Annotated in this window: 16 protein-coding genes; 7 read left to right on the forward strand and 9 right to left on the reverse strand. The window is 58.1% G+C overall.

The window, feature by feature from the left end:
- Positions 1–62 precede the first annotated feature (62 nt).
- The 7 genes from QLG07_RS24145 to QLG07_RS24175 all read right to left on the reverse strand — a co-directional run bounded on the left by QLG07_RS24145 (position 63) and on the right by QLG07_RS24175 (position 6,213).
- Positions 63–1,367: an inosine/guanosine kinase gene (locus QLG07_RS24145; RefSeq protein WP_048916886.1), complete on the reverse strand. Its 1,305-nt coding sequence runs from the start codon at positions 1,365–1,367 to the stop codon at positions 63–65.
- 90 nt (positions 1,368–1,457) lie between these two features.
- On the reverse strand, positions 1,458–2,417 hold the full coding sequence (hemH, locus tag QLG07_RS24150; protein WP_048916887.1) for a ferrochelatase: 960 nt from the start codon (positions 2,415–2,417) through the stop codon (positions 1,458–1,460).
- Positions 2,418–2,545: 128 nt separating this feature from the next.
- Entirely contained in the window at positions 2,546–3,190 is a 645-nt protein-coding gene (gene adk, locus QLG07_RS24155) for an adenylate kinase (protein ID WP_048916888.1), read from the reverse strand.
- 93 nt (positions 3,191–3,283) lie between these two features.
- Complete coding sequence (locus QLG07_RS24160; protein ID WP_048916889.1) at positions 3,284–4,186, reverse strand: DMT family transporter; 903 nt, start codon at positions 4,184–4,186, stop codon at positions 3,284–3,286.
- Positions 4,183–5,052, reverse strand: coding sequence for a DUF6024 family protein (locus QLG07_RS24165; protein WP_048916890.1), 870 nt, complete (start codon positions 5,050–5,052; stop codon positions 4,183–4,185). The genes QLG07_RS24160 and QLG07_RS24165 overlap by 4 nt, the downstream gene beginning before the upstream one ends.
- Entirely contained in the window at positions 5,052–5,450 is a 399-nt protein-coding gene (locus QLG07_RS24170) for an NUDIX domain-containing protein (RefSeq protein WP_048916891.1), read from the reverse strand. The genes QLG07_RS24165 and QLG07_RS24170 overlap by 1 nt, the downstream gene beginning before the upstream one ends.
- 58 nt (positions 5,451–5,508) lie before the next feature.
- The gene (locus QLG07_RS24175; RefSeq protein WP_048916892.1) at positions 5,509–6,213 is read right to left on the reverse strand and encodes a hypothetical protein; all 705 of its coding nucleotides are present in this window, start codon (positions 6,211–6,213) and stop codon (positions 5,509–5,511) included.
- A gap of 208 nt (positions 6,214–6,421) precedes the next feature.
- Between QLG07_RS24175 and QLG07_RS24180 the strand changes: the two genes are divergently transcribed.
- Entirely contained in the window at positions 6,422–7,297 is an 876-nt protein-coding gene (locus tag QLG07_RS24180; RefSeq protein WP_048916893.1) for a LysR substrate-binding domain-containing protein, read from the forward strand.
- 130 nt (positions 7,298–7,427) lie between these two features.
- Here QLG07_RS24180 and galR read toward each other — a convergent pair whose 3' ends face one another.
- On the reverse strand, positions 7,428–8,429 hold the full coding sequence (gene galR, locus QLG07_RS24185) for an HTH-type transcriptional regulator GalR (RefSeq protein ID WP_048917190.1): 1,002 nt from the start codon (positions 8,427–8,429) through the stop codon (positions 7,428–7,430).
- A gap of 183 nt (positions 8,430–8,612) precedes the next feature.
- Here galR and QLG07_RS24190 point away from each other — a divergent pair, with 183 nt between their 5' ends.
- Positions 8,613–10,886 (forward strand): molybdopterin guanine dinucleotide-containing S/N-oxide reductase, encoded by a 2,274-nt coding sequence (locus tag QLG07_RS24190; protein ID WP_282470305.1) that lies wholly within the window; start codon positions 8,613–8,615, stop codon positions 10,884–10,886.
- 58 nt (positions 10,887–10,944) lie between these two features.
- On the opposite strand, the gene QLG07_RS24195 is transcribed toward QLG07_RS24190, so the two are convergent.
- On the reverse strand, positions 10,945–11,202 hold the full coding sequence (locus QLG07_RS24195; RefSeq protein ID WP_048917188.1) for a type II toxin-antitoxin system ParD family antitoxin: 258 nt from the start codon (positions 11,200–11,202) through the stop codon (positions 10,945–10,947).
- 438 nt (positions 11,203–11,640) lie between these two features.
- On the opposite strand from QLG07_RS24195, the gene QLG07_RS24200 reads away from it, so the two are divergent.
- The 5 genes from QLG07_RS24200 to QLG07_RS24220 all read left to right on the forward strand — a co-directional run bounded on the left by QLG07_RS24200 (position 11,641) and on the right by QLG07_RS24220 (position 19,845).
- Positions 11,641–13,356: a penicillin-binding transpeptidase domain-containing protein gene (locus tag QLG07_RS24200; RefSeq protein WP_048917187.1), complete on the forward strand. Its 1,716-nt coding sequence runs from the start codon at positions 11,641–11,643 to the stop codon at positions 13,354–13,356.
- Between the two features lie 431 nt (positions 13,357–13,787).
- A complete protein-coding gene (locus QLG07_RS24205; RefSeq protein WP_048917186.1) occupies positions 13,788–13,976 on the forward strand; it encodes a hypothetical protein in 189 nt (62 codons plus the stop codon).
- A gap of 202 nt (positions 13,977–14,178) precedes the next feature.
- Complete coding sequence (locus QLG07_RS24210; protein WP_282470306.1) at positions 14,179–15,306, forward strand: efflux RND transporter periplasmic adaptor subunit; 1,128 nt, start codon at positions 14,179–14,181, stop codon at positions 15,304–15,306.
- Positions 15,307–15,320: 14 nt separating this feature from the next.
- Entirely contained in the window at positions 15,321–18,449 is a 3,129-nt protein-coding gene (locus QLG07_RS24215; RefSeq protein ID WP_282470307.1) for an efflux RND transporter permease subunit, read from the forward strand.
- Positions 18,439–19,845 (forward strand): efflux transporter outer membrane subunit, encoded by a 1,407-nt coding sequence (locus QLG07_RS24220; RefSeq protein ID WP_282470308.1) that lies wholly within the window; start codon positions 18,439–18,441, stop codon positions 19,843–19,845. Before QLG07_RS24215 ends, QLG07_RS24220 begins: the two co-directional genes overlap by 11 nt.
- The last annotated feature ends 239 nt before the right edge of the window (positions 19,846–20,084 follow it).

Genomic DNA, 20,084 nt, shown 5'->3' on the forward strand with positions numbered 1-20,084 from the left:
GGCTGACCGAAAAAGAGGGTCAGCCCCTACCAGGCCGGGAGCGGTTGTAACCCGTGATGAATTTACCGCTCCCAGTATGACTCTTCCAGGCTATCTTCCCGCTCCGGCAGGCCGCGCGTCAGGCGCGGTGAATGCTGATTCAGCACCTGATAGCTGACGCGGTTGGCGTATTTACACACCTGCGCCAGCGAAGAGTAAGTCAGATAACTGCGCGCATGCTTGCTGGAGTTCGGCACGTTCACCCGGTGGAAGTTGTTGGCGGTGATGTCGTGCAGCAGCGCGGCCAGTGCGCCATCCCCTGCCCCGTTAGTATTCATAATCTTCTCCGGCCCGCCCATGTACGGCGCGATATGCGAGAAAATGCGCAGCGGCTGGGTGCAGTCCTGATGGCGCATGGCGCGGCTGAACTCATACTGGTTAAACTCCGGAATGGCCCCCGGCAGCAGCGGATGCTGGGTCACGCGCTTGCCGGACTCTTCGGTAAACGCCGCCATATACAGTCCGTTTGGCCCGGCGGTGCACAGCACCAGATCCACCCAGTCGAGGGCGATATTCGCCGCCTGTAACGGGTCGCTCTCTCCGGTCAGCTCAAACGCCTCATCCTCATTCATCGCCACTACCGAAACGTGCTCGCGCAGGAAATCGCGCCAGAACTGTGGATTATCGGCGATCACGTATTTGGTGCCGAGCGTCAGTACCACCGGGACATCATGCTTTTTGGCATAGCTAATCGCCTGCATGGTGGCGGCGGGCATCGGCTCGCCCGGCTTGCAGCGCACCAGATAGGAGGTCAGCACCAGCGCAGATGCTCCGGCGATCACCTCTTCCGGGATGCTCTCCGGGCGCAGCTGGTTCATCATGCCCGGGCTGATGGCGAAGGTGCGTTCACCGTTATCACCAATCAGCGTAAAGCAGCGGCCAATCGCCCCCTCCACGCCCTGCAGATAGTTCAGGTCGGTGCGGCTGGAAGTGTTGCACAGGTAACGGTAGGCATAGCCACCGATCTGCACGTTTTCACACATCACGCCGAGCAGGACCGAGCGGTCATCCGCCAGTACCGAGTAGTTATGCAGGGTGTTGCCAATGGTGCCGCCGGCAAACTGATGGGTGATCAGGTTTTCGCGGTGCAGCTCGGCGTACAGCGCTTCCGCCACGTCATCTTCAATGACCAGCGAGTGCCCGAGGCTCAGGCCGTAACGGGCCACAAACTCGTCGTCCACTTTGGCTTCAATATCCACCAGGATCTGATCGATACCGACGATCCAGCTGTTGGCGGCATCATTGACCGGCTGAACCGGCTGCAGCAGCGGATCGCGCGCGCTGACGGGGAAATAGTGTTTGGATTTACGCTTACCGGGGAATTTCATATTTGCGGACTACGGGCAGGGGATCAGAGCGCAATGATAACATAAATGCGCTCTGAGACGATCGCTGTGGGGCGTTACCGCCCCGTGGGATTAGCGATACTGATTCACCAGTTCCATCATCATGGTGATGTGGGCTTCATCATCATTCAGCGCCGGGATGTACTCAAAGCGCGTGCCGCCCGCGTGCAGGAAGATTTCGCGGTTCTCGCCGTTGATCTCTTCCAGCGTCTCCAGGCAGTCAGACGAGAAGCCCGGGCTCATGATCTGCACATGCTTCACGCCTTTCGCCGGCAGGGACTTCATCGTCTCATCGGTGTAGGGCATTAACCACGGCTCGCGGCCAAAGCGTGACTGGAAGGTGAGCATCGCCTCACTGCTGCTGAGACCGAGCGAGCTTTTCAGTGCCTCAAAGGTGTCATGGCAGCGCTGCGGATAGTCGTCACCCTCATTAGCAAAGCGCTGTGGGATGCCGTGGAACGAGCCCACCAGCAGATCCGGCTTGCCGTGCTTAGCAAACGAACGCTCAACCGAGGCTTTCAGGGCGGCGATATAGGCCGGGTGCTCAGCATAATCGCGGATAAAGTTTACCGACGGCAGACTGCGGTAACCGGCAAACACGCTGGTGATCCCGTCCCACACCGCGGCAACGGTAGAGCAGGAGAACTGCGGATACAGCGGCAGTACGATCAGACGGTTAACGCCCTGCTCCATCAGGCTGTCGATGGCGCTTTTCAGGCTCGGATTTCCGTAGCTCATTCCCAGTGCCACCGGCATATCCAGCCGTGCCGCCAGTGCCGCACGCTGGCGCTGGCTATACACCATCAGCGGTGAACCTTCGTCCATCCATACTGAAGCATACAGCTTTGATACGCGCGGTGAACGAAGCGGCAAAATAGCGAGATTGAGAATCGGCCACCATAGCCAGCGCGGAGTATCGACCACGCGCTTGTCGCTGAGGAATTGCTTAAGGTAACGTTTTACGGCTGGTGTGGTCGGGGCATCAGGTGTGCCTAAGTTAACCAACAGTACGCCGGGCTTATCTTGCCTCATTGTTATTCCTTGATTTCAGGCATGGTGCGAAATGCAAACGAGACTTATTTTAGCGGAAAAAGACGGGGGAGAAACCAATTGCTGCAATTGAGCCAGGTTTTCCTGGCTCAATGAGCACTAACCAGGGATTAACCGAGGATTTTAGCCAGTTCAGCGCTGACTTCAGACACTTTACGGGTGCCGTCGATCTTGTGGTAAGCGGTGTTACCTGCTGCGGCTTCTTTGCTGTAGTAAGCAATCAGCGGAGCGGTCATCTGATGATATTCCACCAGACGCTTACGCACGGTCTCTTCCTGGTCATCTTTACGCGTGGTCAGCTCTTCGCCGGTCGCGTCGTCTTTCCCTTCCACTTTTGGTGGATTGAACGTCACATGGTAAACGCGGCCAGACGGCGCGTGTACGCGGCGACCAACGATACGCTCAACGATCAGTTCATCAGGTACCGCGAACTCCAGCACGTTGTCGACTTTGATGCCCGCTTCCTTCATGGCATCAGCCTGAGGAATGGTGCGCGGGAAACCGTCCAGCAGGAAGCCGTTGCGGCAATCTTCCTGGGCGATACGCTCTTTAACCAGTGCGATAACCAGTTCGTCGGTAACCAGTTTACCGGCGTCCATAATCTCTTTGGCTTTCTGACCCAACTCCGAACCGGCTTTCACCGCGGCGCGCAGCATGTCACCCGTGGAGATTTGCGGAATACCGTATTTCTCCATAATGAACTGAGCCTGAGTCCCCTTACCTGCACCCGGAGCTCCGAGCAGAATAATACGCATTGCGTAAATCCCCTTGCGAATTGCTTAAATGATCACGTTATCCAAGGGCAAGAACATACCATTATGGCCCGGTATCCACAAGGAAGGGAGCGGTTAACCCGCACCCGCGTAGTCCTGTAACGCCACCTGGCGCCGCGCATACAGCGACTGCGAAATCACCGCGATGATAATGATGGCCCCACCAATAACTGCATGAATTGTTGGCACTTCCCCAAGGAACAGATACATCCATAGCGGCGCAAGTGCGGTTTCCAGCAGTAAAAACAGGCCCGCATTCGCCGGGGAGACAAAACGGGTCGATAAGGTGATTAAACCCATAGCCAGCGGCATGATCAGCGCCCCTTCGGCAATCACCCAGCCATATTGCGCCAGCGATAACACTTTCAGACTATCGACCATGTTAGCGTCCGGCCACAGCATGATGATGAGCGAAGCCAGCATCGCGCCGAGCGAAGGCAGGCCAGCACTACCGCCGCTAACGCGTGAGGTGAAGATAAACGCCAGCGCCATCGATACGGCGGTGGCCAGCGCATAAAGATTGGCCACGCCATCGCCGCTCAGCCCGCGTCCTGACATCACAATCGCGACGCCGGCAATCCCCGCCAGCGCCGCCAGCATCACGCTGCGATCGATTGCGACTTTGAACAGCAGGCGCGAGATCAGCGCGGAGATAAACGGCGTGGAGGAGATAATCACCAGCACCGTAGCGACATTGCCGCGGTTCAGCGCGTTAACGAAGCAGGCGGAAGCGATGCAGAAAAACAGCGTCGACAGGATATTATCCTTGGTCAGCCAGGGCGTACCAATGGTTGACCGGCTCTGACGCCAGAAGGTCCAGATTAGCAGGCAGATCCCCCACATGCAGATGCCGCGCAGCGCAACGATCAGCCAGGAGTTCTCAATGCCCATCATGCGGATAAACACCGAATCGGTGCTGAGGATCAGCCCACCGAGCAGGCCAATCATGTTGCCGTTTAAAGCGAAGCCGTTTTTCATTTTGCCTCCCACAGGGTGTGGAGATGACGTTCGACCTGTTCGGTCATGTCCACCGATTGCTGCCCGTCACCGCGCGCCCAGCACGACACACGCAGCGTTTTGGTCTGCGGGAAATAGCTGGCACCGGCATCTTTGACCTGTTGCTGCAGGTTTTCGCTGAGCGCAGGCACCGGAAAACAGCTGAACGGCAGGCCCGGTTCGCTGATGGAGGTAAAGTCCATGCCCGCCACATCTTTCAGCGCTACCCTGCTGACCTGCGCCACGTTGTAAGGCTGCCAGCTTTTGCTGCGCACGTTTTCCAGCGCCTCTTCCAGCGGCTTAGCTGAAGAGGTCGAGTCCTCAAACAGCCGCAGTTCGCTGCGCATCAGCGTGCTGAAATGCTCCGGGCGCAGCGCAATAATTGCCAGCCCGACGGTCAGAGAGGCATGTTTATGCAGCGGGGCGACAAAGATCGAGCTGTCCTGCGTCAGTTCCGCGTGACGGGTGGTGGCAAAACTGTGGGAAGCATCGACCACCCCTTTTCCTTTGCAGTCTTTCAGACTGTTCACTTCGCCAGTGTAGGGGTTGACGTGGGTGATAATCGGCACGCTCCCCGGCCCGGTTTGGGTCGCCATGCTGAACAGTTCACTGATGGGCTGATAGTGAGCGTGTTTCGCCAGGCACAGCGTGGTTTCCTGTTTATGGAACAGGTGCGACAGGATCACCAGCCCGACGCGCACCGACTGCACAAAGAACAGATCGTAGTTCTGCAGTTGGTACACCTCGGTCAGTTCATCGCGCAGTTCGTCTCTCAGCATATGCACTCGCTTGTAGAATCGATCGCCGTGGATCTGCTGTAGCTGGGGGGAAAGTGAGGATGCGTCCATTAGTTAATCAACTCTTGCTGGAAAAGCAGTGGCATAACGTTATCGCGGAAGATGGAGCCAACCGGGATTTCACAGGGAGGCTTGCGGTAATTCACCCACGCAATCTCCTCAATTTCGCTTCCGGCACGCGGCTGCCCGGCGATCTCCACGTGATAAACGTGGTTCTCAATGGCCATGGCTTCAAACTCGGCGCGGCCGTGAAACAGGCCAAACGGCCGGAAGCTTTTAATCTGTACGCCCAGCTCTTCCTGAAGTTCGCGCTTCAGGCAGCTGAGGTGATCTTCACCGGGCAACGGCTTGCCACCGGGGGAGATAAAAATCTCTGTACCGCTTTTGCGGGTCAGTAATAGCGAACGCTGATTAATGATAATGGCCGCACACTTAACGATTATTTTCATCTCAGGCTCCGAACGGGCGACGCAGCCCGCAGGGCGCGTCACCGTTGCTTATTCAGTTTCAGGCGGCGGCGCTGGTTTTCAGCACTGGCGTCATCAGGGTTTCACCAGACAGGAAGCGCACGATATTCTGTGCCAGCGGCGCCTTATCGCGCAGATAAGCGAGGATCACCTCATCATTCGGCGTGGAGAAGCTGTCGGCAAAGATGCTGATCCCCTCGAGTGATTTGGTGGAGATCCCCAGCTGTAACAGGCGATATTTCACATCGTCCGCCGACTGGGCAAATTCATAGATTGGTGACTGATAGTTGATGTCGTACTGCGCCATCATTTCCATCAGGAAGGTTTTTGCCACCTGGCGCTGCTCCGGGAACTCCATCTGATAATGGGTAATGCCATCGTTGATGGTGTTGATGTCGTTGCGGTGGCAAAAATCCACCAGATGCGCGTGGATAGCCAGTTTCTCCCCCAGCAGCACCAGGTTTTTGCGGTATTTCAGGATGTCGGTTTCCAGATGTTCGATAGCAATAGAGCGGAACGCCCCGCTGATGTCGGCAATGGTGTGACCGACAACGAGATCCCCAAACCGGTTTTTCAGTTCTTCAACGCGGTGCGACAGGATGCCGCGATGCAGTGAACATCCACTGTTTCCTGACCAGAGGTGTACAGGGATACCCTGTAACATCAGATAACAAGCCGCCAGGGTGCTATCTCGACCGCCGGTAAACATGACGAGCTGTGGTTTGATGGAGTGCTGGTTTGTCATTTTCCTTTCCTTCACATAGCAGTTGTTCGTTATTGTGGGCTGACAAGAGGAAAATACGGCTGTGTCGCTGGAGCCTCAATCCTGGGGTGTCCGCTGGTCGCTGGCAGGACAACGCTCCCGACTCCGCAGCCAGAGTAGGGAAATCGTGCTGGACTTTAAAATGATATAAACAGACACTTGCTGTTAGATTTTCTCACAGGGTATTTTTATGTCCGGCCTCCCTTCTCTGCGCGCTTTACGCTATTTTCATCAGGCAGCCCTGCACCAAAGCTTTAGCCTGGCTGCACAATCACTGAACGTGACGCATAGCGCAGTCAGCCATCAAATCAAGCAGCTTGAGGAGTGGTTGGGCAAGCCGCTGTTTCTGCGGGCAAATGGTCGGGTTCAGCTAACATCCGACGGCGAGCGCCTTAAGGTTTGCTGCATGCAAACCTTTCGTGAAATTGAAGTAACCTGTGAGAAAATCAGGGCCAGAAATTTGCACAGCCTGACGATCTCCTGCGCGCCGAGCTTCCTGGCGCAGTGGTTGATTCCACGTATCAGCCGCTTCACCGAACGCCACGCCGAAATTGCCCTCACCTTTCAAACCCATGTGGATATTGAACGGGTGCGTAATGAGTACACGGATATTTTGATCGTCAGCCACGAGGAGTCGCTGCAGGAGGACATTGCCGCTACGCTGATTACCGTCGACTATATTGGCCCGGTCTGTTCGCCGCTGTTCGCTAACCGCTTCAACTACGAGACCGATTTCTCTACTCTGCCGCTGCTGCATGCCGATACTAAACTGCACGCCTGGGCCGAATGGGCGAAGAAAACCGGCGCGCGCGGCGATTTCTGGGCAGGCAGGCATTTTGATAATCTGACGCTGGCGATTCAGGCGGCGCGTAATGGACTGGGGATTATTATGACGCCGCAGATCCTGGTGAAAAAAGAGATCCGGGACGGATCGCTGATTGCACCGCTGGGCTTTGCCGAAGTGGACCGCGCCACCTGGATGATGGTGAAAGCGTCGCGTAAAGAGGAAACCGAGATCGACCTGTTCCGCCGCTGGCTGTTAGAGGAAGCATCGATCGCGGGTTAATGAGGCCGGGGGTGCTGCGGGTCGGGCATGCCCGACCCCTACGGCGATCCCACGGATAGGGCGTCGCCCTGCGGCGATCCCACGGATACGGTGTAGGGGCGATGGCATGCCTCGCCCGTTTTTCGCAGGGTTACTGCGGCGATGCCACCGAATGGCGGCGCACCAGCGTTGGGCTGAACAGGTTGGTGACCTCCGGCAGCGGCTGGCCGTGGGCTAATGCCAATGCCAGCGCGGCAGCCTGCTGCGCCATGGTGACAATCGGATAGCGCACGGTGGTCAGGCGCGGGCGCACATAGCGCGACACCAGCACATCATCAAAGCCAATCAGCGACATCTCTTCCGGCACGCGCACGCCGTTATCGCTCAGCACCGCCAGCGCCCCGGCGGCCATCGAGTCGTTATAGCAGGCCACCGCGGTAAAGGTTTTCCCCTGGCCGAGCAGTTCGGTCATCGCCTGCTCGCCGCCCACTTCATCCGGCTCGCCAAACGCCACCAGCCGGTCGTTGCACGGCAGGCTGTGCTCTTTCAGCGCGTCGTAGTAGCCCTGCAGGCGGTCGCTGGCATCGGAGATCGGATGGTTAGAGCAGATAAACGCGATATTTTTGTGACCCTGCTGGATCAGGTAGCGCGTCGCCAGCCAGGATCCGTAGCGGTCATCCAGCGCAATGCAGCGCGTTTCAAAGCCGGGCAGCACGCGGTTGAGCAGCACCATCCCCGGGATCTGCTGCATTAACGGCAGCAGATCTTCATCGGGAACTTTCTTGGCGTGAACCACCAGCGCCGCACAGCGGTGGCGGATAAGCTGCTCAATCGCCTGACGCTCTTTCTGCTCGTTATGGTAACCGTTACCAATCAGCAAAAAGTTACCGGTCTGCCAGGCGACTTCATCAACCGATTTCACCATTGCGCCGAAAAACGGATCGGAAACGTCACCGACCACCAGCCCGATAGTTTCCGTGGATTGCTGCGCCAGCGCCCGCGCATTGGCGTTCGGGTGGTACTGCAGCGACTCCATCGCCTGGGTGACGGCCAGCCTTGATGCTTCACTGGCTTTGGGGGAGTGATTAATCACGCGTGAGACGGTAGCAACCGAAACGCCCGCGAGCCTGGCAACATCCTTAATGGTAGCCATCGGTTAAATGCCTTCCTGGGTAAGCGTTTACATAGCGGATAGTGTTGCGGAAAGCGCCAGCGACTGCAAGCGTGCAGAGTGTCGCAGCCATCGCAAACCGGAGAGATAAACGACATCTGCCGGGGTACGGTGAAAGATGATATTCTGAGTTTCCAGAAAATTTGCCGAATAGCGGATCCTGCCATGACGATAAAAAAACTGCCCCATCTGGCCCACTGGGGTGCCTTCAGTGCCGTGGTTGAAAATGAAAAACTGCTGCGCTGCGAGCCTTTTTTCGCGGACCAGGATCCGTCCCCGATGCTCAACACCATTCCCGAGCTGGTCTATTCAGATAAACGTATCCGCCAGCCAATGGTGCGCCGCTCGTGGCTGAAATCGCGTGAGAAAAGCGACCGCACCCTGCGCGGGCGCGAGGACTTTGTCGCGGTGGATTGGGAAACCGCGCTCGATCTGGTGGCGGATGAGAACCGCCGCGTGCGCGATCGCTACGGTGCCAGCGGCATTTTCAACGGCTCTTACGGCTGGTCCTCTGCCGGGCGCGTCAACCACGCGCGCACGCTGGTACGCCGCTTCTATAACCTGGGCGGCGGCGGCATCGACCAGCAGGGCAACTACAGCTGGGGGGCGGCGCAGTTCTTCCTGCCGTATGTTATCGGCACCTACATGCCGCTGACCGGGCGCGTCACCGACTGGCCGAGCGTGGTCGATCACTGCGAGATTTTTGTCGCCTTTGGCGGCCTGGCGCTGAAAAACAGTCAGGTGGCGTCCGGCGGAGCAGGGGAGCACAGCCTGAAACCCGCGCTGATGCAGCTGGCGGCTAAAGGCACGCCGGTGATTAACATCAGCCCGATGCGCGATGACTGCCCGGCGTTTGTTAACGCAGAGTGGATCCCGATCCGCCCGAATACCGACGTGGCGCTGATGCTGGCGCTTGGTTTTGAAATTGAGCGCCTCGGCGCGGTAGATAATGCCTTCCTGCAATCGCACTGCGTGGGCTATCCGCAGCTGCGCGATTATCTGCTTGGCCACAGCGACGGGCAGGCGAAAACGGCGCAGTGGGCCAGCGCGATTACCGGTATCCCGGCGGCGCGTATCAGCCTGCTGGCGCAGCAGCTGTGCGGCAAACGCAGCTTTATTACCTGTTCCTATTCGGTACAGCGCGCCCATCGCGGCGAGCAGCCGTACTGGATGATGATCGCGCTGTCATCGATGCTCGGTCAGCCGGGCCTGCCGGGAGCGGGTTTCTCCTTCGGGCATGGGTCAATGAACAGCGTCGGCAACCCGCGCACCGAGGGGCCATCGCCGCTGATGTCGACCGGGCGCAACCCGATTGAAGATCTGGCGATCCCGGTGGCGCGTATCAGCGACATGCTGCTGAATCCGGGCCAGGAATATCGCTTCCAGGGCAAGACGCATCACTACCCGGATATCCACCTGATCCACTGGGCCGGTGGCAATCCGTTCCATCATCATCAGCAGCTCAACCGGCTGGTAGAGGGCTGGCAGCGCCCGGACACGGTGATCGTGCAGGATATTGTCTGGACGCCCGCGGCGCAAATGGCGGACATCGTGCTGCCGGTGACGACCTCCCTTGAGCGTAACGATATCGGCGGCTCCTCGAAGGACCGCTTCGTGCTGGCGATGCATCAGGCGATCAAGCCGCAGCATCAGGCGCGTAATGACTTCGACATTTTTGCCGATATCGCAGAGCGCCTCGGCTACCGCGACACCTTTACCGAGGGGCGTGATGAGATGGCGTGGATCAAGCATCTTTACCAGCGCTGCGCGCTGGCGCATCAGGGCAAAGGCATCGACTTCCCGGAGTTTGAAACCTTCTGGCAGCAGGGCCACGTCGAGATCCCGCCGAGCGAAAAGCCGTGGGTCTTTATGGCCGATTTCCGCCAGGACCCGATTGCCAACCCAATCAAAACCGCTAGCGGCAAGATCGAGCTGTTCTCACAAACCATTGCCGGTTATCAGCTGGAAGATTTCGCACCGCATCCCGAGTGGCAGCCGCCGCAGGAGTGGCTGGGTGCGCCAATTGGCGAGCGCTTCCCGCTGCACATGATCTCCATTCAGCCGCACGACCGTCTGCACAGTCAGATGGATGCGACCCCTTCCGTGCAGGCCAATAAAACCGCCGGGCGTGAAACGCTGTGGATGCATCCTGACGATGCGGCCGCACGCAGCATCAGCGACGGCGACGTGATTGAAGTGAGCAACGACCGTGGCCGTATGCAGGCCGGGGTGCGCCTTACCGACGGCGTCAGCCCGCAGGTGGTACTGATCGCCACCGGCGCCTGGTTCGATCCGGGCTTTGGTAAAGCGTGGAAGCCGTACGATCGCGCCGGAAATCCTAACGTGCTGACGCTGGATATCGGCACCTCATCGCTGACCCAGGGCCCGAACGCGATGAGCTGCCTGGTGGAAATTAAAAAGGCAGAGGTGACGGACTGAAAAGAGGGCTAAAAACTCAAGCCCGCAGGCTTAAGGAGCGATGCGGGCTAAGTTTTCATCAGACAATAAGGCGCAGCGCATCAATTTCCCTCTTATTTTGCGCGGCAATATCGTGCAGCGATAATGCGCTTTCCCCGCTCAATTCACCCTGCTCTATAGCCTGTCTTAATGCTTCCATCTCCAACTCCTTCTGTTCAAGTAACCTGAGTGCGGTTCGCATCACTTCACTTGTAGAACCATATCGTCCGTTTTCAATCATTCTATTCACAAATTCAGTAAGTTGTGCGCCAATTGTAACGCTGGTTGTACGTGCCATAGCTGCCTCTGTGTTAACTATTAACACAAATATAGCGCAGCAGGTGATACAGGCTCAATATTTAACCGAAATGATTGCATAAGTGAACCGTGAGAAAGCTGAACTGGAAGACGTCTCGTAAAACCCAGGGATGCTGGCTGAAATAAGTGGAGAAGATTGCAGAAACCCCTACATATCACATAGCTGGTTACATTTTGCGGGTAACTGTTGCGATTGCGCGGTAGCGGCTGAAGTGGGGGGATTGCTACAGTTCAGATCCCAGAGGTATTGATGGGTGAACATCAAAAAGTTTTTATCGCTTTGTTTCACCAACCTGCGCAGATGCGCAGGTTTTTTTTGCCTGTCACTCACGATCTGAAACACAGTTTCCCTGTTAACCCACCTGCATTTTTTGTATAACTCCCGCATAGTTACCTCGTTCTCTTTTCCGGAAAATTGATGCCGCCGCTCAAACGAAATAAGGCTAAAGATCAGCCTGCTCCCACTTTTAATCCCGTGCGTTTCCGGCTGGTGTGCCTGGGTGTGCTGGGCTGCCTGGTGTTCCTGCTGGCCAGCACTGCGGATTTGCAGCTCATCAACCATCCAATGCTGGAGAAGCAGGCGGACGAGCGCTCGCTGCGTACCGTTACGCTGCCGACTAACCGCGGCACATTGCTGGACCGTAACGGTGAAGCGCTGGCCCTGAGCGTGCCGTCGCGCGATATCATCGCGGACCCGCAGCGCGTGCTGGAAGCGCACCCGGATTTTACCAGCGACAAGTGGGAATACCTGGCGAATGCGCTCGATCAGCGCCCGGAGCAGCTGGCGGCCCAGATCAACGCCAATCCCAATCGCCGCTTCCTGTATCTTGGGCGTAAAATCGAACTCGGCATTGCCAAAGATATCGCCAAGCTGCACCTGACCGGCATCACCACCGTGTATGACGACAGCCGCTTCTACCCGATGTCTGAGGCGACCGGCCCACTGCTCGGGATTGTCGGCGCGGATAATACCGGCCTGACCGGGCTGGAGAAGGGCTTCGACAAGCTATTGCAGGGCACGCCGGGCGTGGAGAAATATCGCCAGGATGCCAACGGCAATATTGTGGCGATGATCAACTACGAGCCGCCCAAGCAGCCGCCGACGGTGCAGCTCAGCATCGACAAATTTGATCAGTACACCATGTACAGCAAGCTGCGCGACGGGGTGATCCTCAATAAAGCGGATTCGGGCGCGGCGGTGCTGATTAAGATCGACACCGGGGAGATCCTCGGTATGGCGTCTTACCCCTCTTTCAACCCGAACAATTTTGTCGATGTGTCGCCGATGCAGATGCGCAATACGGCGATCAACGACAGCTATGAACCGGGTTCGACGGTGAAGCCGCTGGTGGTGATGGAAGGGCTGATCCGCAAGCTGGTGCGCCCGGACTCGGTGCTGGACACCACGCCGTACCGCGTCAACGGTCACCTGATTCGCGATGTTGGCCACTGGCCGCGCCTGACCATGACCGGCATCCTGCAAAAATCGAGCGATATCGGCGTATCGCACATCGCGCTGGCGATGCCTGCCGAAGTGCTGGTCAACACCTATCACTCGTTCGGGCTGGGCAAGCCGACCGGGCTGGGGCTGACCGGTGAAAGCGTGGGCTACTTCCCGCTGCACCGCGAGCGCTGGGCCGATATTGAACGCGCCACCTTCTCATTCGGCTATGGCCTGCGCGTCACCCCGCTGCAGATTGCCCGGGAATATGCCACCCTGGGTTCGTTTGGCGTTTATCGTCCGCTGTCGATCACTAAGGTCAGCCCGCCGGTCATGGGCACCCGGGTCGCACCGGAGGATACGGTGCGTTCGGTGGTACACATGATGGAGAGCGATGCGCTGCCGGGTGGCAGTGGCGTGCGCGCCGCCGTGCCGGGTTACCGCCTGGCAATTAAAACCGGTACCGCCGAAAAGATGGGCGACAGCGGAAAATATGACGGTGGCTACATTAACTACACGGCAGGCGTGGCCCCGGCCAGTAACCCGCAGGTGGCGCTGGTGATCATGATTAACCACCCAACCGCCGGCGACCACTTTGGTGGCTCGGTTGCGGCCCCGGTATTTGGCAATATTATTGGCCCGGTGCTGAAGCATATGAATATCGCCCCCGATGCCTTAAATAACCATGGGTAAGAAAAATCTCAATACAATCAATATGTAAAGAAGTGCAGCAGCGGTCATAACTGGTTTCATTTCGCGCCAATCATTTGCTTTTGTTTGCTGGTTTCCCCAAGGGGTTCAGATGACAATAGCTTTCCCAGAGGTATTGATTGGTGAGAATGCAGCCTGCTCCCGGCAGGCTGATACCCTGTTCAGTTGCACCAACCCACGCGGATGCGTGGGTTTTTTTTGCCTGCCACTCTCCGTTTACCTAATCATGTCAGCAGAAAGACTCGCTAACATCTGCAGCCGCTTTAACTACACCAATCGTCAAAAGAAAAAATTCCGACCCTGTAAGGTGCTTCTACCACTACGCAGTTCTGCATTCCATTGCGTGGTGTCAGCCCCTTGATGTGTTGGTAGCGCGACAAGGGGCGCTTTTTTACTCTCAGGAATTGCTCACGATGCCGAAACTTAAAGACAGGACGCAGAAAGTCGGTGGCCGCTCAGCGGCTTTTCAGTTGCGTATCAACCCTGAACTTCACGCTCAGCTAAGAACGCTGACCGACGATGACAATGTCACGCTTGCCTGCTGGCTGAAGGAGCTGGCCCGGCGTGAGCTGCGTCGGCGAGGGATTGAACCGCGCGGCTAATAACAGCGAATGAACCGTACGAAGGGGCCATATGCGGCTGTTGATTATGTTGATTCGGCACGAAGCGTTTAAACGTAGCGTTTCGATAACAACCCTTGCAGAAACTTAACACTGTCAGGATGACGCTCCCTCTATAATGGCTCTCCTTTATGAGAGTAATCACTCTCGTTACTAATTAGTATCATCTAATTGAGACTTCACCATGCGCTTAAGGATCCTCCCCGCGAGTTTAATTTTTTTGCTGGCCGCCTGCGATCGGACGCCCGCGCCACCCATTAGCGAGGCTGCCGTCAACGTCGGCGTCGCGACGTTACACAGCCAGCCCGTCACGCTGTTTACTCAATTGCCTGGCCGCACCACTGCGGTACGTACCGCGGAAGTTCGCCCGCAGGTGAGCGGGATTATCCTCAAACGCCTGTTTACCGAAGGCAGCGAGGTAAAAGCCGGGCAGCCGCTGTACCAGATCGATCCGGCGACCTATCAGGCTGCTTACGATAAGGCGCTGGCAACCTCAATTAACGCCGACAAGCTGGCGGCGCGCTACAAACCGCTGGCCGCCGCCCACGCCATCAGCTTCCAGACCTGGGATGATGCCGTTGCCGCCGCGCGCGAAGCGAAAGCCGATCTCGAAAGCGCCAAGGTCAATCTCAATTACACCCACGTGCTGGCACCGATCGGTGGTCATATTGGCCGCTCGCTGTCGACGGAAGGCGCGCTGGTCACCAGCGGGCAGACAGGCTATATGAGCCTGATCCAGCAGCTTGACCCGATCTACGTTGACGTCAGCGAGTCCTCGCTCAACCTGCTGGCACAGCGGCGCGCGCTGGCTGATGGCAGGCTGAAGGCAGCAGGGCAGAATGCCGCCGCCGTAAAACTGACGCTGGAGGATGGCTCGGCGTACCCGCTGGAAGGGAAGCTGGAGTTCACTGAGGTGACCGTCGATGAAAGCACCGGAAGCGTGACGCTGCGAGCCGCATTCCCGAACCCTCAGCGCCAACTGCTGCCGGGAATGTTTGTGCATGCCAGCCTGCCGCAGGGCGTTGCCGAGCAGGGGCTGCTGGTGCCGCTGGAAGCGATTATGCACGACACCAAAGGTCGGCCCTATGCGTATGTGGTGGGGGCAGATAACCGGCTGCAAGTGCAGATGGTGAGCACCGGTCAGATGGTCGGCAAAGCCTGGCTGGTCAACTCCGGCCTGAAAGCGGGCGACCGCGTGGTGGTGGACGGCCTGCAAAACGTGCGAGCCGGAACACGAGTCAACGCCACGGCGAGCCAGCCTAAAGTCGCGCCGCAGGCCAACCTCACCACCACCGACCCTTCCGCGCAGTAAATCAGGAAAATCAGATGTCAAAATTCTTCATTGAACGCCCGATCTTCGCCTGGGTGGTGGCAATCGTGGTGATGCTGGTCGGCGCACTGTCGATCTACAGCCTGCCGATCAATCAGTATCCTAACATTGCGCCGCCGGCGATCTCGGTGCAGGTGGCTTACCCAGGCGCCAGCGCGGAGACCACCCAGAACACCGTGGTCCAGGTTATCGAGCAGCAGCTCAACGGGCTGGATAATCTGCGCTATATCGAATCACAGAGTAACAGTGACGGTAGCGCGACCATCATTGTCACCTTTAATCAGGGCACCGACCCGGATACTGCCCAGGTGCAGGTGCAGAACAAAGTGTCGCTGGCGGAATCCCAGCTGCCGACCGAGGTGGTGAATCAGGGGATCAACATCCGTAAATACCAGGCAAACTTTATGCTGGTCGTTGGTCTCACCTCCAGCAACCCTAATATGAGCAACGGCGACCTGGCGGATCTGCTGGTGTCGAAACTGCAGGACCCCATCGCCCGCAGTAACGGCGTCGGTGATTTTATCGTGTTGGGGTCTGAGTACGGCATGCGCATCTGGCTCGACCCGGCGAAACTGTACAAATATCAGCTGATCCCCAGCGATATCACCACCGCCATCACCCAGCAGAACGTCCAGGTCTCCAGCGGTAAGCTGGCGGGGCTGCCAACCGTGCAGGGGGCGCGCTTCAGCGCCACTATCGTCGGCAAGACGCGCCTGCAGTCGGTGGAACAGTTTAAAAATATCCTGCTGAAGGTAAATACGGACGGCTCGCAGGTGCACCTGCGTGATGTCGGCGGTGTCGACCTCGGTCCGCAGGATTACAGTATTTCCGCCACCTTTAACGGTAAACCTTCCGTGGGGATTGCGCTGCGCCTGGCCAGCGGCGGCAACGTGCTGGATGCGATTAACAGCGTGCGCGCCACGGTGAAAACCATCGAGCCGTTCCTGCCTGACGGCGTAAAAGTGAACTTCCCGTATGACACTTCTCCGGTGGTCAGCGCCTCAATCCACGAGGTAGTGAAAACGCTGATTGAGGCGATTATCCTGGTGTTCCTGGTGATGCTGCTGTTCCTGCAGAACCTGCGCGCTACCCTGATCACCACCATGGTGGTGCCGGTGGTGCTGCTCGGCACCTTCGGTATTTTATCCGCCTGCGGTTACACCATTAACACACTGACGATGTTCGGCATGGTGCTGGCGATTGGCCTGCTGGTGGATGATGCCATCGTGGTGGTAGAGAACGTCGAGCGCGTGATGCATGACGAAGGGCTGGATCCGAAAGCGGCCACCATTAAATCGATGCAGCAGATTCAGGGGGCGCTGGTGGGGATTGCGCTGGTGCTGTCGGCGGTGCTACTGCCGATGGCCTTCTTCAGCGGATCGACCGGGACCATCTACCGCCAGTTCTCGATCACTATCGTTTCGGCGATGGTGCTGTCGGTGCTGATGGCGATGATCTTCACGCCTGCGCTCTGCGCCACGCTGCTAAAAGCCAGCTCGGCCAATGTGAAAACCACCGGTTTCGCGGGCTGGTTCAACCGCAAATTTGACGCCGGGGCGCTGAGCTATACCCGCAGCGTGGGCACGGTGATCTCACGCCGTGGCCTGTTCTTTATCGTCTACCTGGTGATTGTCGGCGCCACCGGCTACCTGTTTACCCGCGTGCCGACCTCGTTCCTGCCGGACGAGGACCAGGGGGTCATGATGATGCAGATGACCCTGCCCGCAAACGCCTCCAGCGAGCGTACCCAGCAGGTGCTGGATGAGGCCGGAGCCTGGCTGCTGAAGCATGAACCCGCCGTACAATCGGTGTTCTCACCGAACGGCTTTAGCTTTGCCGGGCGCGGGGAAAATACCGCCATGTCCTTCGTACTGCTAAAACCCTGGGATCAGCGCAACAGCAATGAGTCGGTGGCTAAAGTGGCTGCGCGCACCATGGCGTACTTCGCCACGCTGAAAGATGTCAAAGCCTACGCGCTGGTGCCGCCTGCGGTCATGGAGCTGGGTAACGCCACCGGCTTCGACTTCTTCCTGCAGGATATCAACAACCAGGGCCATGCTGCGCTGATGGCGGCGCGTAATCAGTTCCTCGCCAAGGCTGCGCAGGACAAACGGCTGTTCGCCACCCGCCCCAACGGCATGGAGGATGAGCCGCAGTACCACCTGATTATTGACGATGAACGCGCCCGCGCGCTGGGGCTGAGCCTGGAAGATATCAATGACACGCTCTCCACCGCCTGGGGGTCGACCTACGTTAACCAGTTCATCTACAACGGGCGCGTGAAGAAAGTTTACGTGCAGGGTAACGCCGGTTCGCGCGTCACGCCGGAAGATCTCGACAAGTGGTACTTCCGCAATGCCAGCGGCGATATGGTGCCGTATTCGGCGTTTGGCAGCGGCAAATGGCAGTACGGTTCGCCGCGCTATGAGCGCTTTAACGGCGTCTCGGCGGTAGAAATTATGGGTTCCCCGGCGGCAGGCTACAGCTCCGGCGATGCGGTGAAGGCCGTAAATCAGATTGCCGCCACGCTGCCGAAAGGGTTCCGCGTGCAGTGGCACGGCCTGTCGTATGAGGAGCAGATGTCCGGATCGCAGACCCCGGCGCTGTATACCATTTCGATCATCATGGTGTTCCTGTGCCTGGCGGCGCTGTATGAGAGCTGGTCGATTCCCATTTCTGTGCTGCTGGTGGTGCCGCTCGGCGTGCTGGGGACCATTCTTGCCGTGCTGCTGCGCGGGCTGACCAATGATGTGTTCTTCCAGGTCGGGTTGTTGACCACCGTCGGGCTGGCGGCGAAAAACGCCATTCTGATCGTCGAGTTTGCCAAAGAACTGCACGATAACCACGGCAAGAGCCTGGTGGAAGCGGCAACCGAAGCGGCCAGGCTGCGTATCCGACCGATCATCATGACCTCCATGGCCTTTGTGCTGGGCGTATTCCCGCTGACCATTTCGCACGGCGCGGGGGCGGGTAGCCAGCACTCTATTGGTACTGCGGTGGTGGGAGGCATGATCACCGCAACCTTCCTCGCCATCTTCTTTGTGCCGATGTTCTATGTGGCGATCTCACAGTGCTTCACGCGTACTAAAAAGACGCAAACTGAGGATGAAAAACATGATGCGTAAGTCATTCACTCTGGGTGTTGTGCCGCTGGCGCTGATTATGGCGGGTTGTACCATGGAGCCGGACTATCATCGTCCGGCGCTGCCGGTGGCCACGCACTATGGCAGCCAGGATCGAACCCACGCCGGAAATGGCGCAGAGATCCGCTGGCAGAGCTTTTTTACCGACCCGGTGATGCACCAACTGATTGCCAGCGCGCTCGCCAATAACCGCGACCTGCGGGTGGCGGCGCTGAACGTGGAAGTGGCGCGTTCGCAGGTGCAAATTGACCGTGCGGCGCTGCTGCCGTCCATCGACCTCGATGCTGAAGGGAGTGGCACCCATCTGCCAGGGGGCCTTTACAGCACGCAGAGCAGCGGCCCGGTAACCTATCATCAGATGAGTACCAGCCTGGGGGTGACCGCGTGGGAGCTGGACTTCTTCGGCCGCCTGCGCAGCCTGCGCGACCAGGGGCTGGAACAGTATCTGGCCACCGCAGCCACCCAGCGCGCGACGCAGATCAGCCTGATCGCCGAAGTGGCTTCGAGCTATCTGTCGCTGTGCTCGGATAACGAGCTGCTGGCACTGGCGCAGGAGACGGCGAAAAGTCAGCAGGATTCATATGACCTGACCAAACGCAGCTATGACGGCGGCGTGGCCAGCGAGCAGGATCTGGTACAGGCAGAAACGTCGGTGCGCACGGCGCAGGCCGATATCGCCAGCTACAGCCGTCAGGTGCGTCAGGACGTTAACGCGCTGGCGCTGCTGGTGGGGAGCGATCTGCCGCCGGACCTGCTGGCGGGCGCGCGCCTGCAGAAAGCGTGGCACTTTCCGGCCACGCCAGCGGGCCTGCCGTCTGACCTGCTGACCCACCGCCCGGATATCATCGCGGCGGAACATACCCTGAAAGCCGCCAACGCCAATATCGGCGCGGCGCGGGCGGCGTTCTTCCCCAGCATCAGCCTGACCGCTTCCGGCGGTTCGACCTCGGCCACTTTCAGCCACCTGCTCTCCGGCGGCACCGCGGCCTGGTCGTTTGGCCCGAGTATCAGCCTGCCGATCTTCGATGGCGGGGTGAATTCGGCCAATCTGGATATCGCGAAACTGCAAAAACGCATTGAAATCGCCGACTATGAAAAAACCATTCAGACCGCGTTTAAAGAGGTGGGGGATGCCCTGGCGGGGCAGGAAACCTATCAGGATGAGCTAAAAGCACGCCAGCTGGATGAGGCGGCAAACCAGCGCAATTTCCGCTTTGCCACGGTGCGCTACCGTGAAGGCGTGGATAATTATCTCAATGTTCTGGTCGCGCAGCGTTCACTGTATGCATCCCAGCAGTCGCTGATTGCCACCCGTCTGGGGCAGTTAAACCAGCAGATCACGCTGTATAAAGCGCTGGGAGGTGGCTGGAGATCGTGAGCATTCCTGATTAAATATCGCATTTTTTACGAAATTCTTACGCCCCCAATATAGAATCTCGTCAGCGGGATAGATGATGATAGAAATGACTATCAACAACGGTTGATGGCTTAGCGGGTCAGGCATGCCTGACCCCTACAAAACCAGAGTACAAATCCGCAGCTGTCGCGGCATGCCAGGCCCACATCAGATATCCGTAGGGGCCACGGCATGCCAGGCCCGCATCAGATATCCGTAGG

The sequence above is a fragment of the Erwinia sp. V90_4 genome (genome assembly GCF_029967685.1).
In the GTDB taxonomy this organism is placed as follows: domain Bacteria; phylum Pseudomonadota; class Gammaproteobacteria; order Enterobacterales; family Enterobacteriaceae; genus Erwinia; species Erwinia aphidicola.